The 23,195-nt window shown below is 48.8% G+C and carries 5 protein-coding genes and 2 pseudogenes; all 7 read right to left on the bottom strand.

Going from position 1 to position 23,195, the window contains the following annotated elements; genetic code table 11:
- Positions 1 to 65: 65 nt before the first annotated feature.
- A complete protein-coding gene (locus M3P05_RS15355; RefSeq protein ID WP_249700821.1) occupies positions 66 to 4,805 on the bottom strand; it encodes a calcium-binding protein in 4,740 nt (1,579 codons plus the stop codon).
- 174 nt (positions 4,806 to 4,979) lie between these two features.
- Positions 4,980 to 6,413 (bottom strand): HlyD family type I secretion periplasmic adaptor subunit, encoded by a 1,434-nt coding sequence (locus tag M3P05_RS15350; protein ID WP_249700819.1) that lies wholly within the window; start codon positions 6,411 to 6,413, stop codon positions 4,980 to 4,982.
- A complete protein-coding gene (locus tag M3P05_RS15345; RefSeq protein ID WP_283777830.1) occupies positions 6,413 to 8,593 on the bottom strand; it encodes a type I secretion system permease/ATPase in 2,181 nt (726 codons plus the stop codon). Before M3P05_RS15345 ends, M3P05_RS15350 begins: the two co-directional genes overlap by 1 nt.
- Before the next feature lie 158 nt (positions 8,594 to 8,751).
- A complete protein-coding gene (locus M3P05_RS15340; protein ID WP_249700817.1) occupies positions 8,752 to 20,568 on the bottom strand; it encodes a hypothetical protein in 11,817 nt (3,938 codons plus the stop codon).
- Between the two features lie 301 nt (positions 20,569 to 20,869).
- Positions 20,870 to 21,859 (bottom strand): helix-turn-helix transcriptional regulator, encoded by a 990-nt coding sequence (locus M3P05_RS15335; RefSeq protein ID WP_249700816.1) that lies wholly within the window; start codon positions 21,857 to 21,859, stop codon positions 20,870 to 20,872.
- A 155-nt stretch (positions 21,860 to 22,014) separates the two neighbouring features.
- Positions 22,015 to 22,179, bottom strand: a pseudogene (locus tag M3P05_RS21280) (transposase); the annotation flags it as partial.
- A gap of 154 nt (positions 22,180 to 22,333) precedes the next feature.
- A pseudogene (locus tag M3P05_RS15325) lies at positions 22,334 to 22,822 on the bottom strand (IS701 family transposase); the annotation flags it as partial.
- Positions 22,823 to 23,195 lie beyond the last annotated feature (373 nt).

Below are 23,195 nucleotides of genomic sequence, written 5' to 3'. Positions count from 1 at the left end.
GAATTGGCAGCGGAATCTAACTTAACTCAGACACTTTGGAGATAAGTACCCAAGACTTTGGGTTATCAGGCAACCAGCAGTGTATTTCTCATCTGCTGATCTATGCCCGAGAACGCCTGGCTGAGATCGGTTGAAGCACCTTCCAGTCCCCTTGAGAAGAAGTCGGTGACCCAGGGGTTATTGGCATCCAGAACCGAACCGCCCAGATGATCAACAACGTCTTTGGCACCACCGGTCAACTCAGATGCGTCCACCATCCCAAAGCGATACTGAGTGTAGAATCCGGTGCTCTTTTCACTCCAGTAACTGTCCAGATCGTTATAGCTGATGGTCTGACCACTAAAGGTGATGTTGTCATCGTCACCAAAGCCGGACAGGTCAACACTGCCGTAGCTCTTTCTGCCGTTAACAATATCCAGCTGGCCATCTTTCAACACCAGATTGTCTTTAGTAAGTTTAAAATCGAGACCCAGGTCGCTGATCTTCAGGGTGTCACTGCCCTGAGAGTCATTGACCTTGAAGCTGCCGCTGTCAGCATAGAAGGCGTAAGTATCATTACCTTCTCCCCCCTTGGCAACCTGATTGCCAAACCCTGAGGAGAAGTAATCATTACCGGCACCGCCTTCCAGTGTCATGGTCTGCTTCAGGTTAATGAAGTTGCTCATCTGGTTGATATAAAAACTGGTTTTGGCTTCCAGCAACGTGGTCATACTTTTGTACAGCACATACATTTTACTGGCCAGCCCAGTGCTCTCCAGCAGGTCAATGGTTCCCCAGCCAAAACTCAGGAAGGCGTCACGGCCCTTGCCACCACTGGCAGAACCGGAAGTGCCAAAGTTGAAGATCAGATCGTCACCGTTTCCGCCTTCAATATCAGAGTTCAGCCCAAGGTTAATCAGGAAATCATCACCGTCATCGCCGCGCAGCTTGTTGTCCTTACCAATGGCCAGGGCCACATCATTACCGTCTCCCATTGAGCACTGGTTATTCATACCCATCACCAGGCCAAGGTCGTTACCGGCTCCGCAGTTCAGAATATTATTCTGCCCCGCAGCGTAGACGGCGTCATTACCGCCGTTGCCAAACAGGTTATTGTTCCGGCCCAGCGCGATCAGAACATCGTCCCCCCCCTGGCTGGCATCCCCTTCACCCTTCAGGTTGTTCGTATCTCCGACGGCCAGCAGCACATCGTCACCGGCACCACCGGACAGGTTGTTGGTTTGACCAATCGCGGTCAGGGTATCGTCCCCGGCCTTGCCATCTATGGTGTTGCTCTGACCGATAGCAATGGCCAGATCATCCGCTTTGGCTCCGGTAATTTTGTTAGTACGACCAATGGCAATCAGTGTATTGGCCTTGCCATCACCGGCTTCAATGGTGTTGCTGTTGCCAATGGCAAGGGACAGATCATCACCGTCGGCACTGGAGATCTGGTTCTGATCACCCACCGCAATGGAGATATCCCGGCCTGTGCCGGTTTCAATGGTGTTGGTTTGTCCCATGCTGATCAGGACATCATCCCCTTTACCGCCAAACAGCGAGTTGGATTTGCCACCCACAAAGGCAAGATCATTGCCATCATTGCCGTACCAGATATTGGTTTCGCCGGCCATCACACCGATATCATTGCCATCGCCCGACTGAACCCAGTTACTGCGACCCGCGATAATAGCGGCATCATCGCCACCGCCCAGCAGAACTTTGTTGGTCTCGCCACTGACCAGCGCCATGTCGCCATTGTCTTTCAGCAAGTTGAAATGGGTGTCCAGGTCCGGCAGATATTTCGACCAGGTGATCCCCTGAATTTCCGGGAGCGTAATGGTCGGCAGTTTCAATGTTTTGTCTTCAGATGTCAGATTGTCTTTGCCCACCACGTTATGCAGATCAAAGCTGGGCGTTGCCAGTCCGGGCAGGGCAAAGGTCGGGGCCTGATAACCGTAGAAATCCCGGCCACTGATTTTTTGTGCCAGAAGGGAGCTGAAGCCGGTGAAGCTGAAAGAGTTCAAAGCCACATTGGGTGCTGAAACTGCACCGATTGTGATGGTGGGTAAACGGAATACTGTTGTAGCACGGCTGCCTGTAGAGGCAGGCTTGCTGTTCCGGTCATTGTCAACCGCATTGACCACCGGCTTGAAGAATTCAAAGTCCTTGGTCTGCGTGCCAACAATATAATTGATACCGATCTGATTGGTTTCTGTGCTTTCGCGATCCGTGCTGTCGGTCAGGTCAAATTCGCCTGTGGCGAACAGTCCCAGGTTATTGCCTTTGGACGTTTCTGCCGCATTTCTTACCGCTTCATCCAGGCTTCCGCCAAGATACTTCGTCCCCCTGGATAACCCATCCAGCAAGGTTCCGGCGGCGGCACCTGTACCATCAATGGAGAAGTTCAGATCATAGCTGCCAGCAATATTCCAGTCGCGCAGATCAATATCCATCTCGGACAAGCGGGGAACATTCATCGCCGGCAGGGTGATATTGGGGATCTGCAGCTCAGGGGTTGAGACGGTTGGCAGAGAGATGGCGGGCAGGCCATAGCTGGACAATGTGCCGTATTGATAGGACGTGGTCGGAGTGGTCAGTGCCGGTATCGTGGGAAGGTCAAAGTTAAACTGCGGAATAGTCAGGGTCGGGATTGACCAGTCCTCAGTATCAGGCCGTGAGAATTCCAGGTTCGGGAAAATCGCGGCCAGTTCCCCGCTCATGCTGATTTCAGCAGCACCGGTCAGATTAGCCTCAAAGTTGCTGGCGGCATCATGGTCTACATATTCGCCAAGATTCCTGCTACCCGAGACATTACCGGAGTATTTTCCACCACCGGGCAGGTCTTCCAGATTGAAAGAGACTTCATTATCCGTGGCGACCCAGTTGTTCTTTCCTGCCACTATCAGCAAATCAGAACCACTGCCTGCCGCTACGTAGTTGCTTTCACCTGCAACCACCAGCTTGTCATCACCGCTACCGGCAAATACAACATTGGTTTTCCCGCCAACAATAGCGGTATCATCGCCGCCTTCCAGCAGTACGATATTATTTTTACCACCAAAAATGCCGGTGTCATTACCCCAGCCAGCAGCCACGACATTGTATTCCCCTGCCACCAGAAGGGTGTCATCATCCCCGCCGGAAAAGACGACATTGTACTGTCCACCGGCAATAACAGTGTCTTTACCCGATGAGGTAACAGTCACATTGTATTGCCCAAGGGCAATGGCAAAATCATCCCCGGAGCCAGAGAGCTGGAAGTTGTACTGACCCGCAGCAAACAGGCTGTTGTTGCCATCACCGGCCAGCTGTATATTACCCTTGCCCACGGCCAGCATGGTGTCATCACCCTTGCCAGCCCATTGAATATTGACCATGCCTGCAGCGGCCATGGCGTTATTTCCATCACCCGCCACCTGCAGGTTGCCAATACCGGCGGCCAGCAACAGGTCATCACCGGATCCGGTGATCTGCACATTGCTGTTGCCAAAAGCGGCAATCAGGTTATCACCACCTCCAGCATGGGCAATATTATTCATGCCGTACATGGCCATGAAGTCATCACCATCACCAGCGTAGGCAATGTTGGTATCACCCACACTCACCAGGTTGTTGTTGCCACCGCCCAGTATGCTGGTGTTATACATGCCGCCAACAGCAACATGGTCATCACCGCTGCCACCCCAGATAGCATTGGCATAACCGAGAGCATAGATGGTATTGCGGCCATTACCGGCAATAATGGCATTGCCACCACCACCGGCAATAATCGTGTCATCGCCTTTACCGGCCTGGATAAAGTTACTGCCTCCCAGTGCCTTGACGGTATTATCACCGTCGCCGGCAATAATGGCGTTGGCGAGACCGGCAGCGGTGATGTCATCGTCGCCTGTGCCCGAGGCTATCAGGTTGCCGCCTCCGAGAGCGTTGATGTCATTATCGCCATTACCTGCCATGACAATATTGATACCACCTGCCGCCGAGATTTTATTATCGCCATGACCGGCCAGCACAACATTGGTGCTGCCGGCGACCTTGATGTCATTATCCCCGTTACCCGTCATGACCAGGTTGGCGCCACCAATGCCGGTGATTTTATTATCACCATGTCCGGCCAGGACAAGGTTGGCCTTACCGCCCACCAAAATGTCGCTGTTGCCATGGGCCGTCTGAACCAGATTACCGCCGCCCAACGCATCGATATCATTATTGCCGCCGCCAGCGCTGATGATATTACCACCGCCCACTGCCTTGATTTTATCGTTGCCCTTACTGTTCCTCGATCCGGTCTCAATGACGTTCAAACCACCTATTGCAGTGATGGTATTGTGCCCGGACCCGTCCCGGATATAAGCGCCACCTGCCGTTGATTCAATGGTGTCATTGCCGCTGCCACCATCAATTTTGACATAGGCTCCATAGGCTCTGATGGTGTCATTACCACTGCCACCGTTCAGTTTGGCATAAGCACCCCGGCCAATTAGGGTATCATGGCCATCGCCACCATCGCCTTTTGAGCGCAGGCCGGTCAGTTTTATATAGTCATTACCTGATCCGCCATAGGCTTCGACATTACCGCCGTTTGACTCAATCCGGTCATGACCGGACTCACCGTACAGTCGTGCGTCCGCTGCCCATGCCTTGATTGTGTCATTGCCAGTGCCACCCCAGATTTTGGCACCGGCGGCATACGCCGTTAACCGGTCATTGCCTCCATGCCCCCACATTTGCGCATGCAAATGTGCCAGTGTTTTCTGATTGTCGCTGCCATCACCTTCCCATTTACCGGTAAAGGCGGTTCTAACCCATCCAAATAAGCCCATAAAAAAAACGTCTCTTTGTCATTTTGAGTTTGAGTGCAGGGATAATGTTCAGGAGAACACCAAGCCCCAGCCGGTGTTCCTATAAACCAGATTTAAGGAATGAATTCAGTCTGTATAAACTGATACTTTTTGTATTCTTTCAGTCATCGTAATTGATGCCTGGTTCGGCAAGTCCTACCTTTCCTTCATAGACTCATCGACATAAGTCAGGAAAGGTGCCAGAAAGTATTCCAAGAGCCGTCGCTTACCTGTTTTGACTTCCACTGTTACTGTCATACCCGGCTGCAGCTTTTCCCAGCGGTCATCAACCAGTATTCTGGTTTCGTTCAATGTGACTCGCATCGGATAAACCCGACCAATGCCTTCCTGTTCAACAGCGTCTTTTGATAAATGTCTTACTTCGCCACTGATCAGCCCATATCGTGTGTAGGGAAAACTTTCAACTTTGATCTCAGCTTTCTGCCCTGACCGAAGAAAGCCAATATCTTTATTCAGTACCTGGGCCTCCACTTCCAGTACGGCTTTGTCAGGAACAATCACCATTAATGGCTGCGCTGGCTGAACAACGCCACCTACCGTATGAACCTGAAGTTGCTGGATCGTCCCGGCTACAGGTGCCAGCAAATAGCGGTTCTGTTCCCGTTCTTTCGCTTTGGTCAGTGTTAATTTTGAAGAGTGAGCCTGGGTCTGAAAGCTTTGCAGCTGAGTCAGCCGCTGGCTACGGAACTCTTTGTCCTGCCGGGTCGCTTCACTTTTCAGAGCGACAAGGGAAGCTTTTACTTCCTGCAGCCGATTTCTCTCGACAATCAACCCCTGGGATGTTGATACCTGTTGCTCTTTTGCGTTCAGCCACTCAACCGATGAAGCATGCCCCTTATCCATAAGGGACTTGTAGGCCTGCTCCCGTTCATCAAACAGAGGTTTCAGAGTATTCAAGCGCTCAATTTCAGCAAGGGTCGCTTTAATAGTGGCCTGCTGCTGTTCAATGCTGGCATTAACAGAGGCCATGGTGGAACGGTACAGTTGCAGATCCCTTGTGAGCAGACGTTGCTGCAACTGCAATTGACCAGAAGAGACTTCATCAGAAATGTCCGGATAGGTCTGTTTTAACTGCTGGTTATAATCAACGCTATTTACCGATTTATCATCAAGGGTCTCCAGCAATAACTCGAGCCTCAGTGTGTTCATCTGAGAATCCCGCAGCTCATAAGCTACCTGCTGGACATCCACTTCTGATTCCGTTGGATCGAGTTTGACCAGAGGCTGCCCGGCTTCAACCCATTCCCCCTCATGGACAAAGATCTCCTCAACCTTGCCAATTTCCAGAGGTTGTATCGCTTTAACCTGGCCCATCGGAATAATCCGGCCCTGAGCAACAGACTCGATATCGATTTTGCCAAACCAGGCCCAGGCTACCGCGATGGCAAACAGAGCCACTATCAGTAAAGCGACGGTGCGGCCAACCGGCGATGCAGGCGTTTCAAGAATCTCCACTGCGGCTGGCAAAAACTCAAGTTCATTCCCCCGCCGGTCAACCTCTGGCTGCTTGTCGTAGAACTCACGCGCGTTAACCCATAGTTCTTTAAGTTTCTTCCATCCTTCCCACATTAGCTGGTCTCCCCTATCTGGGCTGACCAGAGGATGGCATAACGGCCATTCTGTTGAATCAGCTGATCATGGGGACCATCCTCAATCACCACGCCGTCCTCAATCGTTAAAATACGGTCACAGTGCCGTACAGTAGATAGCCGGTGGGCAATGATCATCACGGTTCTTCCTTTACAGATTGCTGCCATATTATCTTGTATGGCCCGTTCGGATTCATAATCCAGAGCTGATGTGGCTTCGTCGAAAATCAGGATGCGTGGGTTAGTGATCAGAGCACGGGCAATCGCTATCCTCTGCCGCTGGCCACCGGAGAGCCCTGACCCTCTTTCTCCAAGCTCAGTGTCATAACCATGGGACAGTTCCAGAATAAATTCATGGGCTCCGGCCAGTTTGGCGGCGGCAATAATACGATCCATCGACATGGTTGGATCTGACAGGGCAATGTTATCCTTGACTGAACAGTTAAACAGGATGTTCTCCTGCAGCACCACACCCACCTGACGGCGCAGCCAGGCTGGATCCAGCAAGGCCAGGTCATTACCATCGACCAATACACGGCCAAGCTCGGGAATATAGAGACGCTGAATCAGCTTGGTCAGGGTCGATTTACCAGAACCTGAGCGCCCAACGACACCAACAACCTGGCCCGCGTTTATGTGAACATTGACGCCTTTAAGTATCTCGGGGCCAACCGGGCTGTATCGAAATCTTACGTTTTCAAATGATATATTGCCCTGAATAGGAGGCAGTGTTGGCCGGTTCAGGCTTTGCTGTGGTTCGGTGGGTACATTAAGGACATCACCCAAACGCTCCAGAGAGATACGGAACTGTTGGAAATCCTGCCACAACTGGGCCAAGCGAAGAATAGGAGCAGCCACCTGACCGGAGAGCATGTTGAAGGCAATCAGCTGACCAACAGACAGATCACCAACAATAACCAGCTGCGCCCCTTTCCATAGCAAGATGGCACTAACCAGTCGGCTGACCAACTGGACAGACTGACCGCCACAAATACCAAGCACAACAGCACGGAAAGAAGCCTTGACATAACCTGCCAGCTGTTCTTCCCAGCGTTGCCGCATCTGGGGTTCAACGGCCATGGACTTTAAAGTTTCCATGCCAGTTATGGATTCAGTCAGGAAGGCCTGATTCAGGGCACCACGCTGGAACTTCTCCTCGGTACGGGCTCTCAGTTCAGGTGTAATCAGAAAAGAAATAATAAAGTATACCGGAATCGAACCTAGTACGATCCAGGTCAGCGACGATGAGTAAAAAAACATCACTGCGATAAATACAAAGGTAAATAGCAGATCAAGAACAACGGTCAGGGCATTACCGGTCAAAAAGGAGCGCATACTCTCAAGCTCCCTGACCCTGGCCACGATCTGTCCCACCGGCCTTGATCCAAAAAAGGCTATGGGTAAACGCATCAGGTGATCAAACAGGCGAGAACCGAGCTCTACATCTACCCGGCTGGTTGTATGGGAAAACACGTAGGTTCTCAACCCGTTCAGGATAATGTCAAACATGGTGATAATCACCAGTCCGACCACTAATACATCCAGTGTCGTTAACCCACGGTTCACCAGAACCTTATCCATCACCACCTGGAAGAAAAATGGGGTAACCAGGGCAAACAGCTGGATAAAAAACGACACCAGCAAAACTTCTTTGAACAGTTTGCGGTATTTAACAATAACCGGAATAAACCAGGTGATATCAAACTTGCGGTCTTTACCTGCCAGCATGGCACGACTGGTCATCAGAACCGCGTCACCATCCCAGCGTTCCCAGAGTTCATCCAGTGTGAGCTGCTCTGGATTCTCTCCAGGCACCTGCACAAGAGCCTGCCCATCCTTCACTGCGGCAATAATGAAGAAGGATTGATCTTTTCTGCAGGCAACCACTGGAAAGGGGGCTTTTTCCAGTCGTTTCGCTTTGATTTTGGTACGCCTTGCTTTGATTCCCAGCTTTTTTGCTGCACGCACCATGGTGATCGGGTCAAGATCCTGGCCATCAGGACAGAATTCGTGTCTCAAGGTTTCCGGGTCGGCCGGTTTTTTAAGAAATTGCAGAACCATTACCAGGCTCAACAACCCCGAGGGGGGGGAAGCCTGGTTCTGTTCAGAGCTTTGAGCCGAACTTTGCTCTGTGGCGTCTATCGGCTTATCTTCATACATCATTACTACCTGAAAGAATTAAGCTTCAGTCACTTGGTGTAGCACAATAATTCATGCGAACAGAGGAGACTGTCAGTATGTTCATCTGCTTTTGGAATAAGTCGTATGCCCCTGGTATCAACCAGGGGCATACTTGAGGGGACAAATGGATTTTGGCTTTATACCAGAGCGTTCACAGAAAGCTGCGACAACTGATCGCGATGTTCAGAAACGGACACTGCGTTAGCGTCTCCGCCATTCTGACCCAGGAACTGGGCTGTCGCCTGAACCAGCTTATTAACATCGGAGCTGTGCAGTTTCTTACCAGCCAGGCTGATCTCTTCAACCTTGTGACCGGCAAAATAGTCCTGAATTGTAATCTGATCAGATGCCTTGCCCAGGGTTGAACCATCAAGCGTCAGAATTCTCAGGTGTGAGCCCTGCTTCTCGAAGACCAGTTCGTCAAGAGACAGGTTATTCAGCTGCAGTCGGTCATTACCACTGCGGTCAAGGATCAGATCCTGGCCATCACCCTTTGAGTAGAAGTAAGAGTCATCACCATGCCCTCCAAGCAGAATGTTTCCACCCTTGCCTGCATACAGGGAATCATTACCTTCTCCAGCCATCAGCAGACGATTAGTTTCAGCAGCTGTCAGAACATCATCACTGGTACTGCCCATCAGAATGTTGCTGGCACTGCTGATTGTTACATCCGCATTGTCTGTGCTGTGGCTGAGAGTTCCCAGACTTGCACGAGAGGCATTGACCAGCTGCTGAACCCGTGTATCACCATCGCTGGAGCCACCAAGTTTCTGCTGGGTTTCAATAAGCAGATACTGCATCTCTTTGGCAGACAGGGAAATCTGACCAGACTGGTCAACAAATGACAGGTTGCCTCCCAACTGGCTGCCATTGATGGCCGCCATGGAGTCCACCCGAACATTCATTTGATAGCGATTCACGCCATCGGTGACCTCGTAGCTCAGCACTTCGGAAGCCTGGTTACGGCTGATATCAGACAGGATCTTCACTTGATCTTCAGACAAGGCGCTATTGTAGATGCGGGCTTCATCAATAGCCCCATGGAACCCATAGTCTGCACCACTGCTGACACCGTCGTGGAAACGGGTTTTTCCAGGAACCATGGCCCCATTGTAGTTATGAAGCGAGACGTTGCCGAAAGCCGCTTCATCACCATGCTGGAAAACCCGTCCACCGGCTCCAGAACCAACCTTGTTGCCATTCAGGAATACACCGTAACCATAACGCTGGTTAAAGTCCTGACCTGTGCTGGTAACTTCCCGTCCTCTTGCCAGACTGATTTGCATCCATTCACCGGTATTAATACCGTCGAGTGATACCTCAGTAAACTGGCTCCACCGGTTTTTATCAGGAATGTTTGCCTGCAGGTAACCCCACTGGCCAACATAGAGCTTGCCATTATCCAGATAAATATTGTAACCGGCGTGACTGCCACCCTCTTCGTAGATCACATGTCTTCCAGTCCGATCAGCCTCAGAAAGCTTCACGGAGAGATGTATTGTTCTCTCCATGGTATCTCTTGCGATCCTACCACCGCTTGCACCACCAACAAAATTGGAATACATGTTGATGTCGGAGCTGTCAGACAAGTTAATCCGGCCGTTTCCGTCAAACTGAACAGCGTTTCCGCGATTGCCAGCAATAGAAGTCACATTACCGGAGATGATACCTGCGTCTTTGTGGCTACCAGCTGTTGCCAGATCAGCTACCTGGTTGTTCTTAACACCAAACGTCCAGTGCCCTACCTGGCTGTCGGTCAACCATGCATGAGGTTTGTAGCTCCAGCTGCCATCATCGGCAATCAATAACTTGCCGTAGCGACCGGATACCTCTTTGGTTTCTGTTGCCTGCAGCTGATTGCCATTAATTGCTGTGCTGTAGGTGTAACTCTCAGAACTGCTTTCGTTGTTAAAGAAGTTCTCAAGCACAATGGGTTTAGCCGAAGACAACGTAGACTGGCCCTGGCCGACATAGACCAGAAGGTCATTTCCTGATTTCTTCAAACCTGCATCAGCAAGATCAGAGTTAGTCAGCACCTGACGCATGTAGCCCTGGGTAGAATCGAAATTCTTCTGCAGGTCGGCTGGGGTGTAGCTCTCTCCTGCAATATTAAGGGGCTGGTTAGCATAGCCGGATTCAAAGTACCCTTTGAAGTGTCCAACCAGTGCTGCATCCCTTAAATCGGACAGGGTGACGGCATTGTTGATGCCAACACTGTGCAGTATCAGATCGTTACCTTCACGCTTGAACAGCAGGCGCTTACCAGTCATGTTCTGCGAAGCCAAAGCCTGCAGACGCTTTTGATAAACCATGCTGTCAAGAGGGCTCTTGAAGAAGGTCTTGAGATCATCGCCTGCCAGTACTTCCTGGTTCACTTTAATCTGGCTGAATTTCGCAACCAGGCTGTTGATCACCTGATCCGTACTCTGACTTGACTGGATAGTTTGCAACCATCCGCTGACATCCAGACGAGCCAGCAATTGTCCCTGACTGGAGAGTTCAAGATTATTACCATCCTGGCTGACATTAACACGCAACTGTGACAGCGCCATGCCAGCTTTCACAATTTCAATCTTGCTGTCGTTATCTTCGTCAGCAATAGTCGCTGCCTGATAGGCGTTGCCACCTGCAATCAGACGATAAGTATCCTCGCCTGTACCACCAATCAGTGTGTCGAAGCCATGGCTGATCAGGGTATCGTTACCAGTATTGCCCAGAAGAATGTTGTTGCCTGAACCACCGCTCAGAACATCAGCGCCCTCTCCACCATAAAGGCGGTCATCACCAGCACCACCGGAAAGAGTGTCATCTCCTGCAGCTCCCAACAATACATTAGCTCCGCTGTTTCCAGTCAGAGTATTGTTATTGCTGTCACCGCGCGTGATTGTCTCACTCACCAGCTTGTCAATATCTGCGCTCAGTAACAGCTGTCCGCCGATACTGATTTTTTCCAGCTTGTGACCAGCAAAGTGATCCTGGACTGTGATCAGCTCAGCTGACCCGTCAAGCATGGAAATTTTGAGGTGTGTCCCTTCTCTGCGGAACACAAGTTCGCTAAGAGACAGATTATTCAGCTGGAGCTGGTCACTGCCACTGCGATCAAAGATGACATCCTGTCCATCACCTTTTGAGTAGTAGTAGGTGTCGTTGCCATGGCCGCCAAGCAGTGTGTTTTTCCCTTTGCCTGAATGCAGCGCATCATTGCCTTCTCCACCCATCAACAGACGGTTACCGTCAGCGGCAACAAGGGCATCATTCCCGGCAGTACCCATCAGGATATTGCTGTGGCTGCTGATTGTTACATCCGAATTGTCGGTCGAGTGGGTGAAAGTCCCCAGATTAGCTTTTGCGGTATTGACCAGCTGCTGAACCTTGGTATCACCGTTGCTGGAGTTGCCAAGTTCCCGCTGGGTTTCAACAAGCAGGTACTGCATTTCTTTAGCAGACAGAGAAATCTGGCCAGACTGATCAGCAAATGACAGGTTGCCTCCCAACTGGCTGCCATTGATGGCTGCCATGGAGTCCACCCGAACATCCATTTGATAGCGATTCACGCCATCGGAAAGCTCATAACTCAGCACCTCGGTGGCCTGGTCACGGCTGACTTCAGACAGAATCTTTACCTGATCATCAGACAAGGCAGTATTGTAGAACCGGGCTTCATCAATAGCGCCGTGGAAACCATAATCCGCACCACTGCTGATACCATCGTGGAAACGGGTTTTTCCAGGAACCATGGCCCCATTGTAGTTATGAAGCGAGACGTTGCCGAAAGCCGCTTCATCACCATGCTGGAAAACCCGTCCACCGGCTCCAGAACCAACCTTGTTGCCATTCAGGAATACACCGTAACCATAACGCTGGTTAAAGTCCTGACCTGTGCTGGTAACTTCCCGTCCTCTTGCCAGACTGATTTGCATCCATTCACCGGTATTAATACCGTCGAGTGATACCTCAGTAAACTGGCTCCACCGGTTTTTATCAGGAATGTTTGCCTGCAGGTAACCCCACTGGCCAACATAGAGCTTGCCATTATCCAGATAAATATTGTAACCGGCGTGACTGCCACCCTCTTCGTAGATCACATGTCTTCCAGTCCGATCAGCCTCAGAAAGCTTCACGGAGAGATGTATTGTTCTCTCCATGGTATCTCTTGCGATCCTACCACCGCTTGCACCACCAACAAAATTGGAATACATGTTGATGTCGGAGCTGTCAGACAAGTTAATCCGGCCGTTTCCGTCAAACTGAACAGCGTTTCCGCGATTGCCAGCAATAGAAGTCACATTGCCTGAGATAAAGCCTGTGTCGTTGTGGCTGCCAGCTGTTGCCAGATCAGCTACCTGGTTGTTCTTGACACCAAACGTCCAGTGCCCCACAAGGCTGTCGGTCAGCCATGCATGAGGTTTGTAGCTCCAGCTGCCATCATCAGAGAGGGATAGCTGGCCGTAACGTCCGTTAACCTCTTTGTCACCGACAACTTGAAGCTGGTCAGTATCCAAATTCGTGCTGTAGGTATAGCTGCGATTATTATCGCTGCTGAAAAAGTCTTCCAGGACAACAGGTTTCGCAGATGCCAGGGTTGATTGACTTTGACCTGTGTACACCAATAAGTCATTGCCCGATTGCTTGAGGCCTGCTGCAGACAAATCCGTATCTGCCAGCACCTGGCGGTAATATTCCTGAGTTACTTTTGCTTCTTTGTCCAGACCCGCAGAGCTGAAGTTCTCCCCGGCAATATCGAGGGGTTTGCTGGCGTGGCTGGAATCAAAATACCCTTTGAAATGACCAACAAACGTCGCATCTCTCAGATCAGACAGTGAAACTGTTTTATTGGTGCTGACGCGATGCAGTATGAGATCATTACCTTCACGCTTGAACAGCATGCGTTGACCAGACATGTCCAGCCCCGCCAATGCCTTCAGGCGCTTTTGATAGATCATGCCGGCAAGTGGTTTCTTGAAGAAAGCCTTAAGATTATCGCCTGCGAGCACTTCCTGGTTCACTTTAATCTGACTGAATTTCGCAACCAGACTGTTGACCACCTCATCAGTGCTTTGAGTTGACTGGATAGTTCGCAACCATTTGCGAATGTCGAGTCTGGCCAGTAGATGCTTACCACTGAACAGCTCAAGATTATTGCCGTCATCGCTGACGTTGACAGTCAGTGTCGATAACTTCATCTCGGAGTTGATGAGCTCAATCTTGCTTCCATTATCTTCATCAGCAATTGTCGCTGTTTGGATACGACCGCCTCTTGCAATCAGTCGATAGGTATCCTGGCCGGTACCACCAATCAATGTGTCGTAGCCCTGGCTGATCAGGAGATCGTTACCGCCATCACCCAGAAGTACGTTGCTGCCAGAACCACCATTCAGAATGTCAGAGCCTTCACCACCGTACATTCGGTCGTTGCCTGCACCACCGTACAGAGCATCATCACCGCCAGCACTGGATAATAAATCATCTCCACTCTTTCCAATCAGCGTGTTGTTGCTGTCATTACCATACTTGATGGTCTGTCCCAGAAGCTCCAGAGAGGCAGGAGCCGTATTAAGGGCAGCTGCGGCGACAACCTGATCATGACTGATGACCTGAGTTCCGACTGAAATTTTCTCAATGCGTGAACTCTCAGTGAAATACCCCTTGACTTGAATAAGGCTGGCACTATCAGCAATCGTCTGGCTATTTGAACTGTCGAAAATAAACAGATCACTGCCAATGCGCTGATAAACCAGGCTCTTGTTATCAATATTATTTATCTGGAGTGTATCAGCGCCATCCGTGTCGATAATAACATCTCGACCATCACCAGCGTTCCAGACATAGGTATCATCGCCACTGCCACCGTTAAGGTAGTCATTACCGCCTTTGCCTGTCAGGGTATCATTACCATTTCGACCAAAAATAACATTGTTCAGGCTATCTCCGGTCAGTGTGTCATTATCAGCGCCACCACCACGCAGGAAAGGGCTGTTAGTGCGTACTGTCAAGAAATAGGTAACTAGACCGTCTGGTGTGATAGAGCCGTCCGAGAAGCGCAGAACTGCAACTTTTGAGAACAGGTCAGTCAAACCCTGTTTGAAGCCAGCCAGGCCAGATTGATTCAGCTTGTCACTGAGCTTGCCAGCCATTTCTGTGCCGCCCAGTTTGATCCGAACCAGTGTCACAGTTTCCTCGCGAGACTCTTTGGAATCCTTATCCTCTTTTATGGTGAATGTTTTATGCAGAGTCAGCCACGCTCCATCATTCGATGATGAAAGTGACATTCTGACTCCACTGCTTGACATGTCCTGGAAGAAAATATTGTTTTTCCCTTGCAGGTCTGTAATCGTGGAGTTCCTGCTGGATGCGTAAACAAGGTAACTGTCATCACCTGTGCCGCCATCGGCGATGTCAGTACCACCATCGAGGTAAAGCGCGTCGTCACCGGCTCCGCCGAGAAGCGTGTCATTCCCGTCGCCACCAAGAATAACATCGTCGTCAGCACCGCCCTTCAAGGTATCTCTGCCAGCACCGCCGATCAGAAGATCAACGCCCTCATCACCCTGGATGTAATCATCTCCTTCTTCACCAGTCAGCTTATCACCACCGGCTCCACCGATAATGACATCGCGCCCCTTACCACCAGCAATGGTGTTGTCCTTGCCATCACCGACCAGGCGGTCAGCATGATCACTGCCAATAATATCTTCAAAATTGCTCAAGACATCACGGTCACGCCCCTGTGTACCTGTGGCGGAGGACTCTGCTACTAAAACATTGCTGCGGTCATGGCCATTGATCTGGAATTGAAGACTGTTTGACGTTGCAAACTGGACAATTCTCTCTTTATATCCGGATTTTCCTTTGGTTCCGATAATGTATTGACCGGCCGGGTCATTTTCCAGAGCGCTATGCAAAAGAGTTGGCCACTCATAAGCGGCAGCATTGCGTTTAAGAACATAATCAAACCTGACCTCTTGATTATTACCATCAGTCGTGATCAGTGAGATTTTTGTTCCTTTGGCAAGGGATCCAGCGGCATAACCATCTACGCGGTAACGGCTGGCTTCTGAAGAGATGTTATTGGCCAGATCAACCAACATTGACTGCCCGGCATACTCTACGGACAGAGTATCCTTGCCTTCGCCGCCATCCAGCCTGTCAGCACCCGCACCACCGGAAATAACATCAATACCGGCACCACCGGAAATCGTATCATTACCGTCATTACCAACCAGTGTATTATTATTACTATCACCGGTTATCGTATCGTTTCCTGATGTACCACTGAGATTTTCAATACCGGAAATTCGATCAGTCAGTACTCTCGTATTGGACTGATCAAACACATTCACTACATGTGGCCAGTCACGATCGCCACTGGTTGGCTCAAAGCTGATCAGCGGTTTATATTGTTTATCCCAAGAGTGCTTAACCGTTCCATTGGCAAGGTTTGCATTCAAACCTGTGCGTTCATAGGTCGCAGTATTATCATGTCGGAACTGGTAAATATTGAAACCATGGGAGTAGTTTGCGTTGTTACCAATATTCTCATCCAAAACATATCTGGTGTTATCAATGGTGATATAGAGCTTCGAAAGGTCATCCGCTCCCTTTTTGATATTACCCGTTGTAATGGAAATGCCTGACTCATTGGCAACGACAGTATTGGAATTCCCTGAATTAACTGCACCTCCCAATGTTTTATGAGTCCATGTGCCAATTTTTGTGCCGTCTTTATTGTAGGCTGACATGGTCAACGTAATTTTTGAGCTAGCGGGATCCCTTTTATAGTTCTCAATTCGAATGTATTTGCCGCTTTCACTGCCAAGTGTCACCTTCAGGGCAAAGCTGGAGCTGTTTCCTTCAAGAATCTGCCCGGCAAGACCGCCCTGGTTTTCGGCCATTTCTACGGTCGGTGCGTTTTCTGCGTTATAAACGATGGTATCGTTGCCTGCACCACCATCGTAAAGATTATTGCCCCAGCTCGTTGCTATAAAGCGATCATCTCCACCTCTGCCATAAACTTTGTCATCACCATTACCACTATCGAAAACGTTATCTTTTGAATCGCCATAAATTCGGTCAGCGCCGTAGGTGCCAATAACGCCCTCAATGTTGCGATATCTGTCACCACTGGTTGACTCCAGGTCAATCGTCATGCCATCGACATGGGATATCGCGGCTTCTAGCGTATTGCCTGCATTACTGTATTTAACAGTACTGTTGCCACGGATCCTGTCCAGCGCAGAGAACATATCAACACCCGTTGATAAATCTGCCCATTTGATAGGTTTAGACTCGGTCGCTTTTGCTGTGTAGGATTTACCATTAATGGTAATATCGAAGCTGATTTCATAGTCATAATCACTTGAATTGATAACTATCTGGCCTGCTTCAAGATCAAAATGACCAACCTGCCGACGAGCTGTACCACTACCGATATATATACCCATAACGGCATTGTCTTTGGCTGTTACCCAGTCAAAACCGTCACCGCCATCAACCAGGTCATCACCCGATCCACCGGAAAGCACATCATCGCCAGCACCGCCATTGATGATATCATTGCCAGCTCCGCCAATAATAGTGTTGGCCTGGTCATCACCAGTCAGTGAATCGGCAAAATTTGAGCCTTTGAGCGACTCAATACCGGTAATATTGTTGTCTTCATCGGTCAAATCAACTGTGACACCTGTTGTGACCTTCTCAAAGCTCAGCAGATCCTTACCTTCACCGCCGCTGTAGGTGTCATCACCTGAACCGGCGACCAGTACGTCATTACCAGCTCCGCCAGTGAGACTATCATTGCCGGAACCGGCAATCAGCATATCATTGCCGTCACCACCGATCAGGGTATCGTTACCGGCCCCGCCATCAATAAGGTCATCGCCAGCCTTACCGTCCAGATGGTCGTTACCGTTCTTGCCGATCAGCGTGTTGGACGATGCATCGCCTGTAATATGATCATTAATATTACTGCCAACAACATTTTCAACATTGGAAACCGGACCGCCGGTATCAAGATTTTCGGCAAGGCCCGAATAGAACCTGGCGGCGGCATTACGAGAACCTTCAGTGTTATAATTCTCATATTGGTACACCAGATCATTGGTATTGAATTCCATCAACACCGGCTCGGCACCATCTCCTCCCTGTGAATAGAAGAAAAGTTGCTTACCGTTGGAAAACATTGAACCCGTCCAGGTTTCGTCTTTTCTTACGTAATGGGCGTCGAATTCAACTTTCAACTCATCTTTGTAAGTTTTTGTCGCGTTAGCTCGCCCCTTAACCCTGTTTACTCTGTGAGAGTTATACTTCACATGATAACTTTTAAACCCTTTATTTCTTACATAATCTTTTGCACGATTTACAACGCCGAAGTTATCAAAACTGCTTTTCCAGGTACCCTGCTGATATTCTTCATAGGTGCTCTGCTGGGAGATTTTTTTCCAATAACGCGGAATTGATACACGCACTTTCCCCAGCAGGTATACTCCCCTGTCTGAGTTGTTAGCCCAGTTTTTCAGTCTGCCAAACAGGTTATTAGCGGAACCTGTATATTTGTTCTTATACCCAAGACTTTCATTGGCCTCATTTTTTGCCAGATCTACATTTCCCCCATTAAAATGAGACTTAATATCGTTCATGGAGCGAACCATAAAGTTATCTGGGCCACCACCGTGACCGAGGCGATACCAAGGACGATAATTGGTATTGGCTCCATCTCTACCTACAGATACCAGCTGATTTCTAATGTCCCATGAGACTTGAGGGGTGTTGCCAGGATCGAGATTACGCCCGAAGTCATAGAGCTCTTTCATAGCCCCATCGCCAGACATGATTTTATCTTTGGTTTGCTGATCACTCAGGTTATCCAGCATCCATTTGAAATCTGTATACTTACCAGTTTTTGTCGGGCTGCCGGTAACACTTTCAGCCAGTCCGTTTCTTACGGAAGGTGAGTCGTCTGAAAGATTCAGTGTGTAATCAAAGTCTCCCCGGCGATTATTTTTCAATTGATAAGCACTGGTGCGATCTCCCATGCCAACCAGAGGCACATCAATTTCAGCCAGTATTAATGTGTCACTGCCATCGCCACCATCAACAATGAAGTGGCCAGCACCAGGGTCAAGGGTGTCATCACCACCACCACCATAAAGCTCGTCTGACCCTGCCCCTCCAGAAAGGTAATCATTCCCGGGGCCACCATAAAGGACATCATCGCCTGAACCACCGAGCAAGACATCATCACCACGGCCGCCTCGGATAATATCATTATCCGCGCCACCGGCGATTTGATCATCGCCATCACCGCCGTCGATGGTATCGTCGCCATCACCACCAATGAGGATATCATTGCCACCAAGACCATAAATGGTATCGGAGCCAACGCCTCCATCAATGTAATCGTCTTTGCTGCCCCCTGAGAGAGTTCTGCCGATACTGGAACGATCCAGTATCACTTGACGCAAATCACCATCTGCCAAGGCTCTGGCCCGGTCATTCAGATATTTTCGAATGGTATCATCAACCTGGGTTCCATCTGCACCGCCTTCCGTGGTTCCCGTTGTTTCAGCATCAGTAATATATTGCAGCAAATCATAACCTTGCTCTGCAAAACCTGACGCCACTGAGTCGATGTACTTATTAAATGCGTCACTGTTGATATATTCTTCGAAAGCAGCACGGGTTTTTTGTTCATCCGAACGTGTGTCAACCATCTCAGCAACAAACGACAGCGCTGTATTAATGCCAGCTATGCCAAGGTTAACAACATCAAGAACAGCGCTGATCGCAGTACCAATCCCTGGAATAAAGTCACAAACAAGACTGGCAACACTGAGCACTGTTCCAACTGCATCCAGTGTAGCCATAACACCATAGACGGCAGCCTGGCCGTGGTTACCCTCTTTACGGGCGTCATTAGCTTTTATGGAATTGAGTGCGACAGCCGTGGCACCACTGGCTACAGCCAGAGCACTGCCAATTCCTATCATGAAACCAGCTGTTGCCCTCGTAACTGCGCTGGAAGCAGTTAATCCTCCGGCACCTTTAACAGCGGCTGTGCTGAAATAGCCCGCCACACCTCCCATGGCATTCTTCCCGGCAGATTTCACAATTTGGGTTGCGATTGTATCTGTCAGTGAATAAATACCTTTCGCAATGCCAAAACCGCCTTTGGTAATAGAGAGGATTGACTTTGCTTTGTCTGAACCTGTTGCTGTTCCCAGGCCCTGGCTGGTCGTTGCAATCCCCCACGCAGAAGAGCCAATACCCGCCAGGGTGACAACACCCTTTACGGCAGTCCCTGGAACACCTCCCCGAAGGGAGCCACGGTTAACGGGTGCCTTGCCATCCCCCTCTCCCGCCAAATCCAGTTGATATCCGCCCAGCTCACGCGTTGCAGCTGCTCTTGCAGCTTTACTGATATTTTTATCACTGAGTATGGCTTGGAGCTTATGTGCCCGAACTTGATTCAAACCTTTCTGAAATTTACCTATATCACCGGTAATTCTCGTTCCTGCACCGTAATAGGATGGCCCCAGCTTTCTGAGTCCAGTAAAAGAATCGAAGTCATACTCATCATTAGGAGCGTCAGGAGCATCTTCTACCTCCTGGTATCGATCTTCAAAGTCAGTAAGAAGGCTGTCAGGTGCTTGAGTAATAGTTTTAGAAGGGTCAGAGATGTAGGATGAGACAGTTGATTTGGTGCCGGTATCAGATTTAAGCCCTCTGATTAATTCTGCGCCAGCTTCCGACCCGTGTTCCCTGGCTGAATCTTCCATCAATTCAACCATTGTTTCATAGGAAATATTTAGCTCTTTCCCTGTCAGCTCAGCCTCTATAACCTCCTGCTTAAGTAAGTGCGTATATTTACTTAAAAAGGTGGCCATGATCTCATTTGTACTATCGCTGGTCATCTCATTATTGAGCTGATTCAGCGTTGCGTTATTAGAATCACTCATAGAACATTTCTCACTCTAATTAATGCGGGCATATGATGAAGTGGGGAAAAGGGGGTGATGAACTCTGATTGAAATGAAGCTCTTGGGAAAAGCATTGACATTCATTCTCAGGCTAAATATGAGGAGGTGATCGAAAACTTCATATTTCAAATACAAAAGTCAGGTTTTGTTGAGTTTGCTCAAAGCTGGCTATACATAAACAAAATCTACACCTATTTGCAGCTTATAGTTATCCAATGTTAAGTACACACCATTAAACGACAATGTTTTGTCATTTACATTAATCTTCGTATAAACCGCACTAAAGGTAGTGTAGCCCCTCTCTGAACTCAGAGGGCGAAATGGCAAATCTCTTTTTAAAAGCCCTTATAAAGCTATTTACTTCGTGATAACCAAGATGCTGGGCAATATTTTCCGTGGTGCAACTTCTCTCCAACAGCAGCTTCAGGGCCATATCCATGCGCACAGACAGTGCAATTTCCTTAAAAGTGACACCATGAGCCTTCAGCCTTCGCTGCAAGGTTCGAATATTTACCCCCAGGTATTCAGCCGCATTTTCCAAACAAAACTCCTGGTTCTGTAGATTGGTGTCAACGAGTGCTTTTATTGGCCTGACAATATTGAGTTCAGTTTCGAGGTATGCGTCAATTTCACGATGAAAATTGACGCTTGGAGCAAATGAACCTGTCAGCATTTCCTGTGACAACTCTGACGATGCAAAATCGAGAGAACTTTGTTCACACCCAAACTGACAAAGGATACCTAATGAGTAATCTAACCCAATGATTGGTGCTTTCCGTGATAATTTTAATTTTTTCCACCTAAAGTATCTGCCCCTTCCCCATCTGACTAAACGTACCAACACCGACATGATTATTAACTCTATAGTGTCAGACATATACTCTGTTGTTTTATCATTATTCATTAAAACAATGGATGAGCTGCCGTCTTTATTGTTAATAATTTTTAAATACAAATCTCGTGGTTCAAATAGGACCCTGTTCAGGTTACAAATAGATTCTTGAAAGTTTTTTGACGAGAAAAAAATTAAAAATATTGGCCCTAAGAGATCCGGGGTGATAGCGCTTGAAATTAATAAAGGATAATTGTTTGAAACCATTTGTAACGAAATGGACTTCAAAATTCGTAATGTAAATAATGGTGGAGGATTATCTGATGCTTCAATAATCGAGTATGTAACACCTGATTTTCTTTGCAGCTCCCTCATGTCTAAGTTCAGGTTTTCAGCAGCACCAAGTAAGAGTTGGCATATAGAGGGAAATTTACGCAAGGACGCCTCGCTTCACAATAAACAACCCCAGGGCAAGCCCTTCTCGCTTCGCTCGAACTTTCGCTTACACGAAGGCGGGGTATTAATCCTGGGGATAACTCTTACCACGACCTCGTCGTGGATGGCGCAGCAAGCTGCGGGGAATTCAACCCAAAGAGATTAAAAAACTTGATCTCATACCTGGCCTCTATCTGTAGACAGACAGTCTTCAGCTCCTTATCTACAGCACCATCAAATACTGCCCTACGTTACTTGGCCGGAAACACTAAGTGGTAAAGCAAAACTGTAACGTTATGAATCTTGTGGATGTATTCGATCATCCTACCATTTTACCCTGCAAGTAGCGGGTAATATGACCCGAAGAGATTCAAGTGAAGATTTAAAATTGCATGGCAATTTCATAAATAGACTAAAGACATCATTCGTTCTCTTTATCAGACAGGAAATAGCATAGTTATTTATGCTTTAACTGGCTTAACGGAGGCTATAGATATTAATACCGGCAAGTATAGCTAAAGCTACGCAGCTATATACGTTCGTAGCACGATTGAATGATGCCGACTGGGCAGACAAATAGATTTTTACCCTGAGCTGGAAGTGGTTCATGTTCAGTTTCAGTGACAACGTCTCCAATCGAAAGACCGAGTAAATCGACAGGAATACATGGTTGCTCTGGGTCCTGACGGTATGGGCTGGTGACTTTGCCATGGCCGCATTGGATTTCAGCGTTTTATAGAAGACTTCAACTTTCCACCGTCTTTTGTAGATCGTTTTCAAGCTCTCAGCATCACAACCCAGATCACTGCTCACCAGATAGAGTATGCCTGTGCTGCCATCCTTGCTTTTACAGACTTGCCAAAACAGCAGAACAGGAAACTCCACTCCTGCTATCCAGCCTGTGACAGGTTTGTTTTCTGCGAAATCCACAGTATCTATGTGTTGTGAACGACCTTGCTTCTTGTCTTACAGGCTGAGAAGAGACACCAGTCGGTTTGACTCCTGTACACTTGGTTGGCTCCCGTTATAGATGATAAAGTTCTTCTGGAAGCTCTTCCAACAGCCGTTGCAGTAGAAACGCTGTAGAGACCAAAAGGCTCTTTGCCGTTTTTGACCACACGGGTACTGTCACAGTGAGAACAGGTAACTTCTATCGTAGTCATAATGCAAATGCACAATAACTTCAAAACCTCGGCTTCAGGCAATCGGCATTCGACGCATTTGAGGCATTACCAAAAAAGGAAGGCGTTAGAAAGGAAGGAGTTAGAAAGGAAGATGGCGCGCTCAGGAGGATTCGAACCTCCGACCGCCTGGTTCGTAGCCAGGTACTCTATCCAGC

It is taken from the genome of Parendozoicomonas callyspongiae, assembly GCF_023502345.1.
Classification (GTDB): domain Bacteria; phylum Pseudomonadota; class Gammaproteobacteria; order Pseudomonadales; family Endozoicomonadaceae; genus Sansalvadorimonas; species Sansalvadorimonas callyspongiae.
Note: the sequence above shows the minus strand (reverse complement) of the source record. Positions and strands in the feature narration are given on the sequence as shown.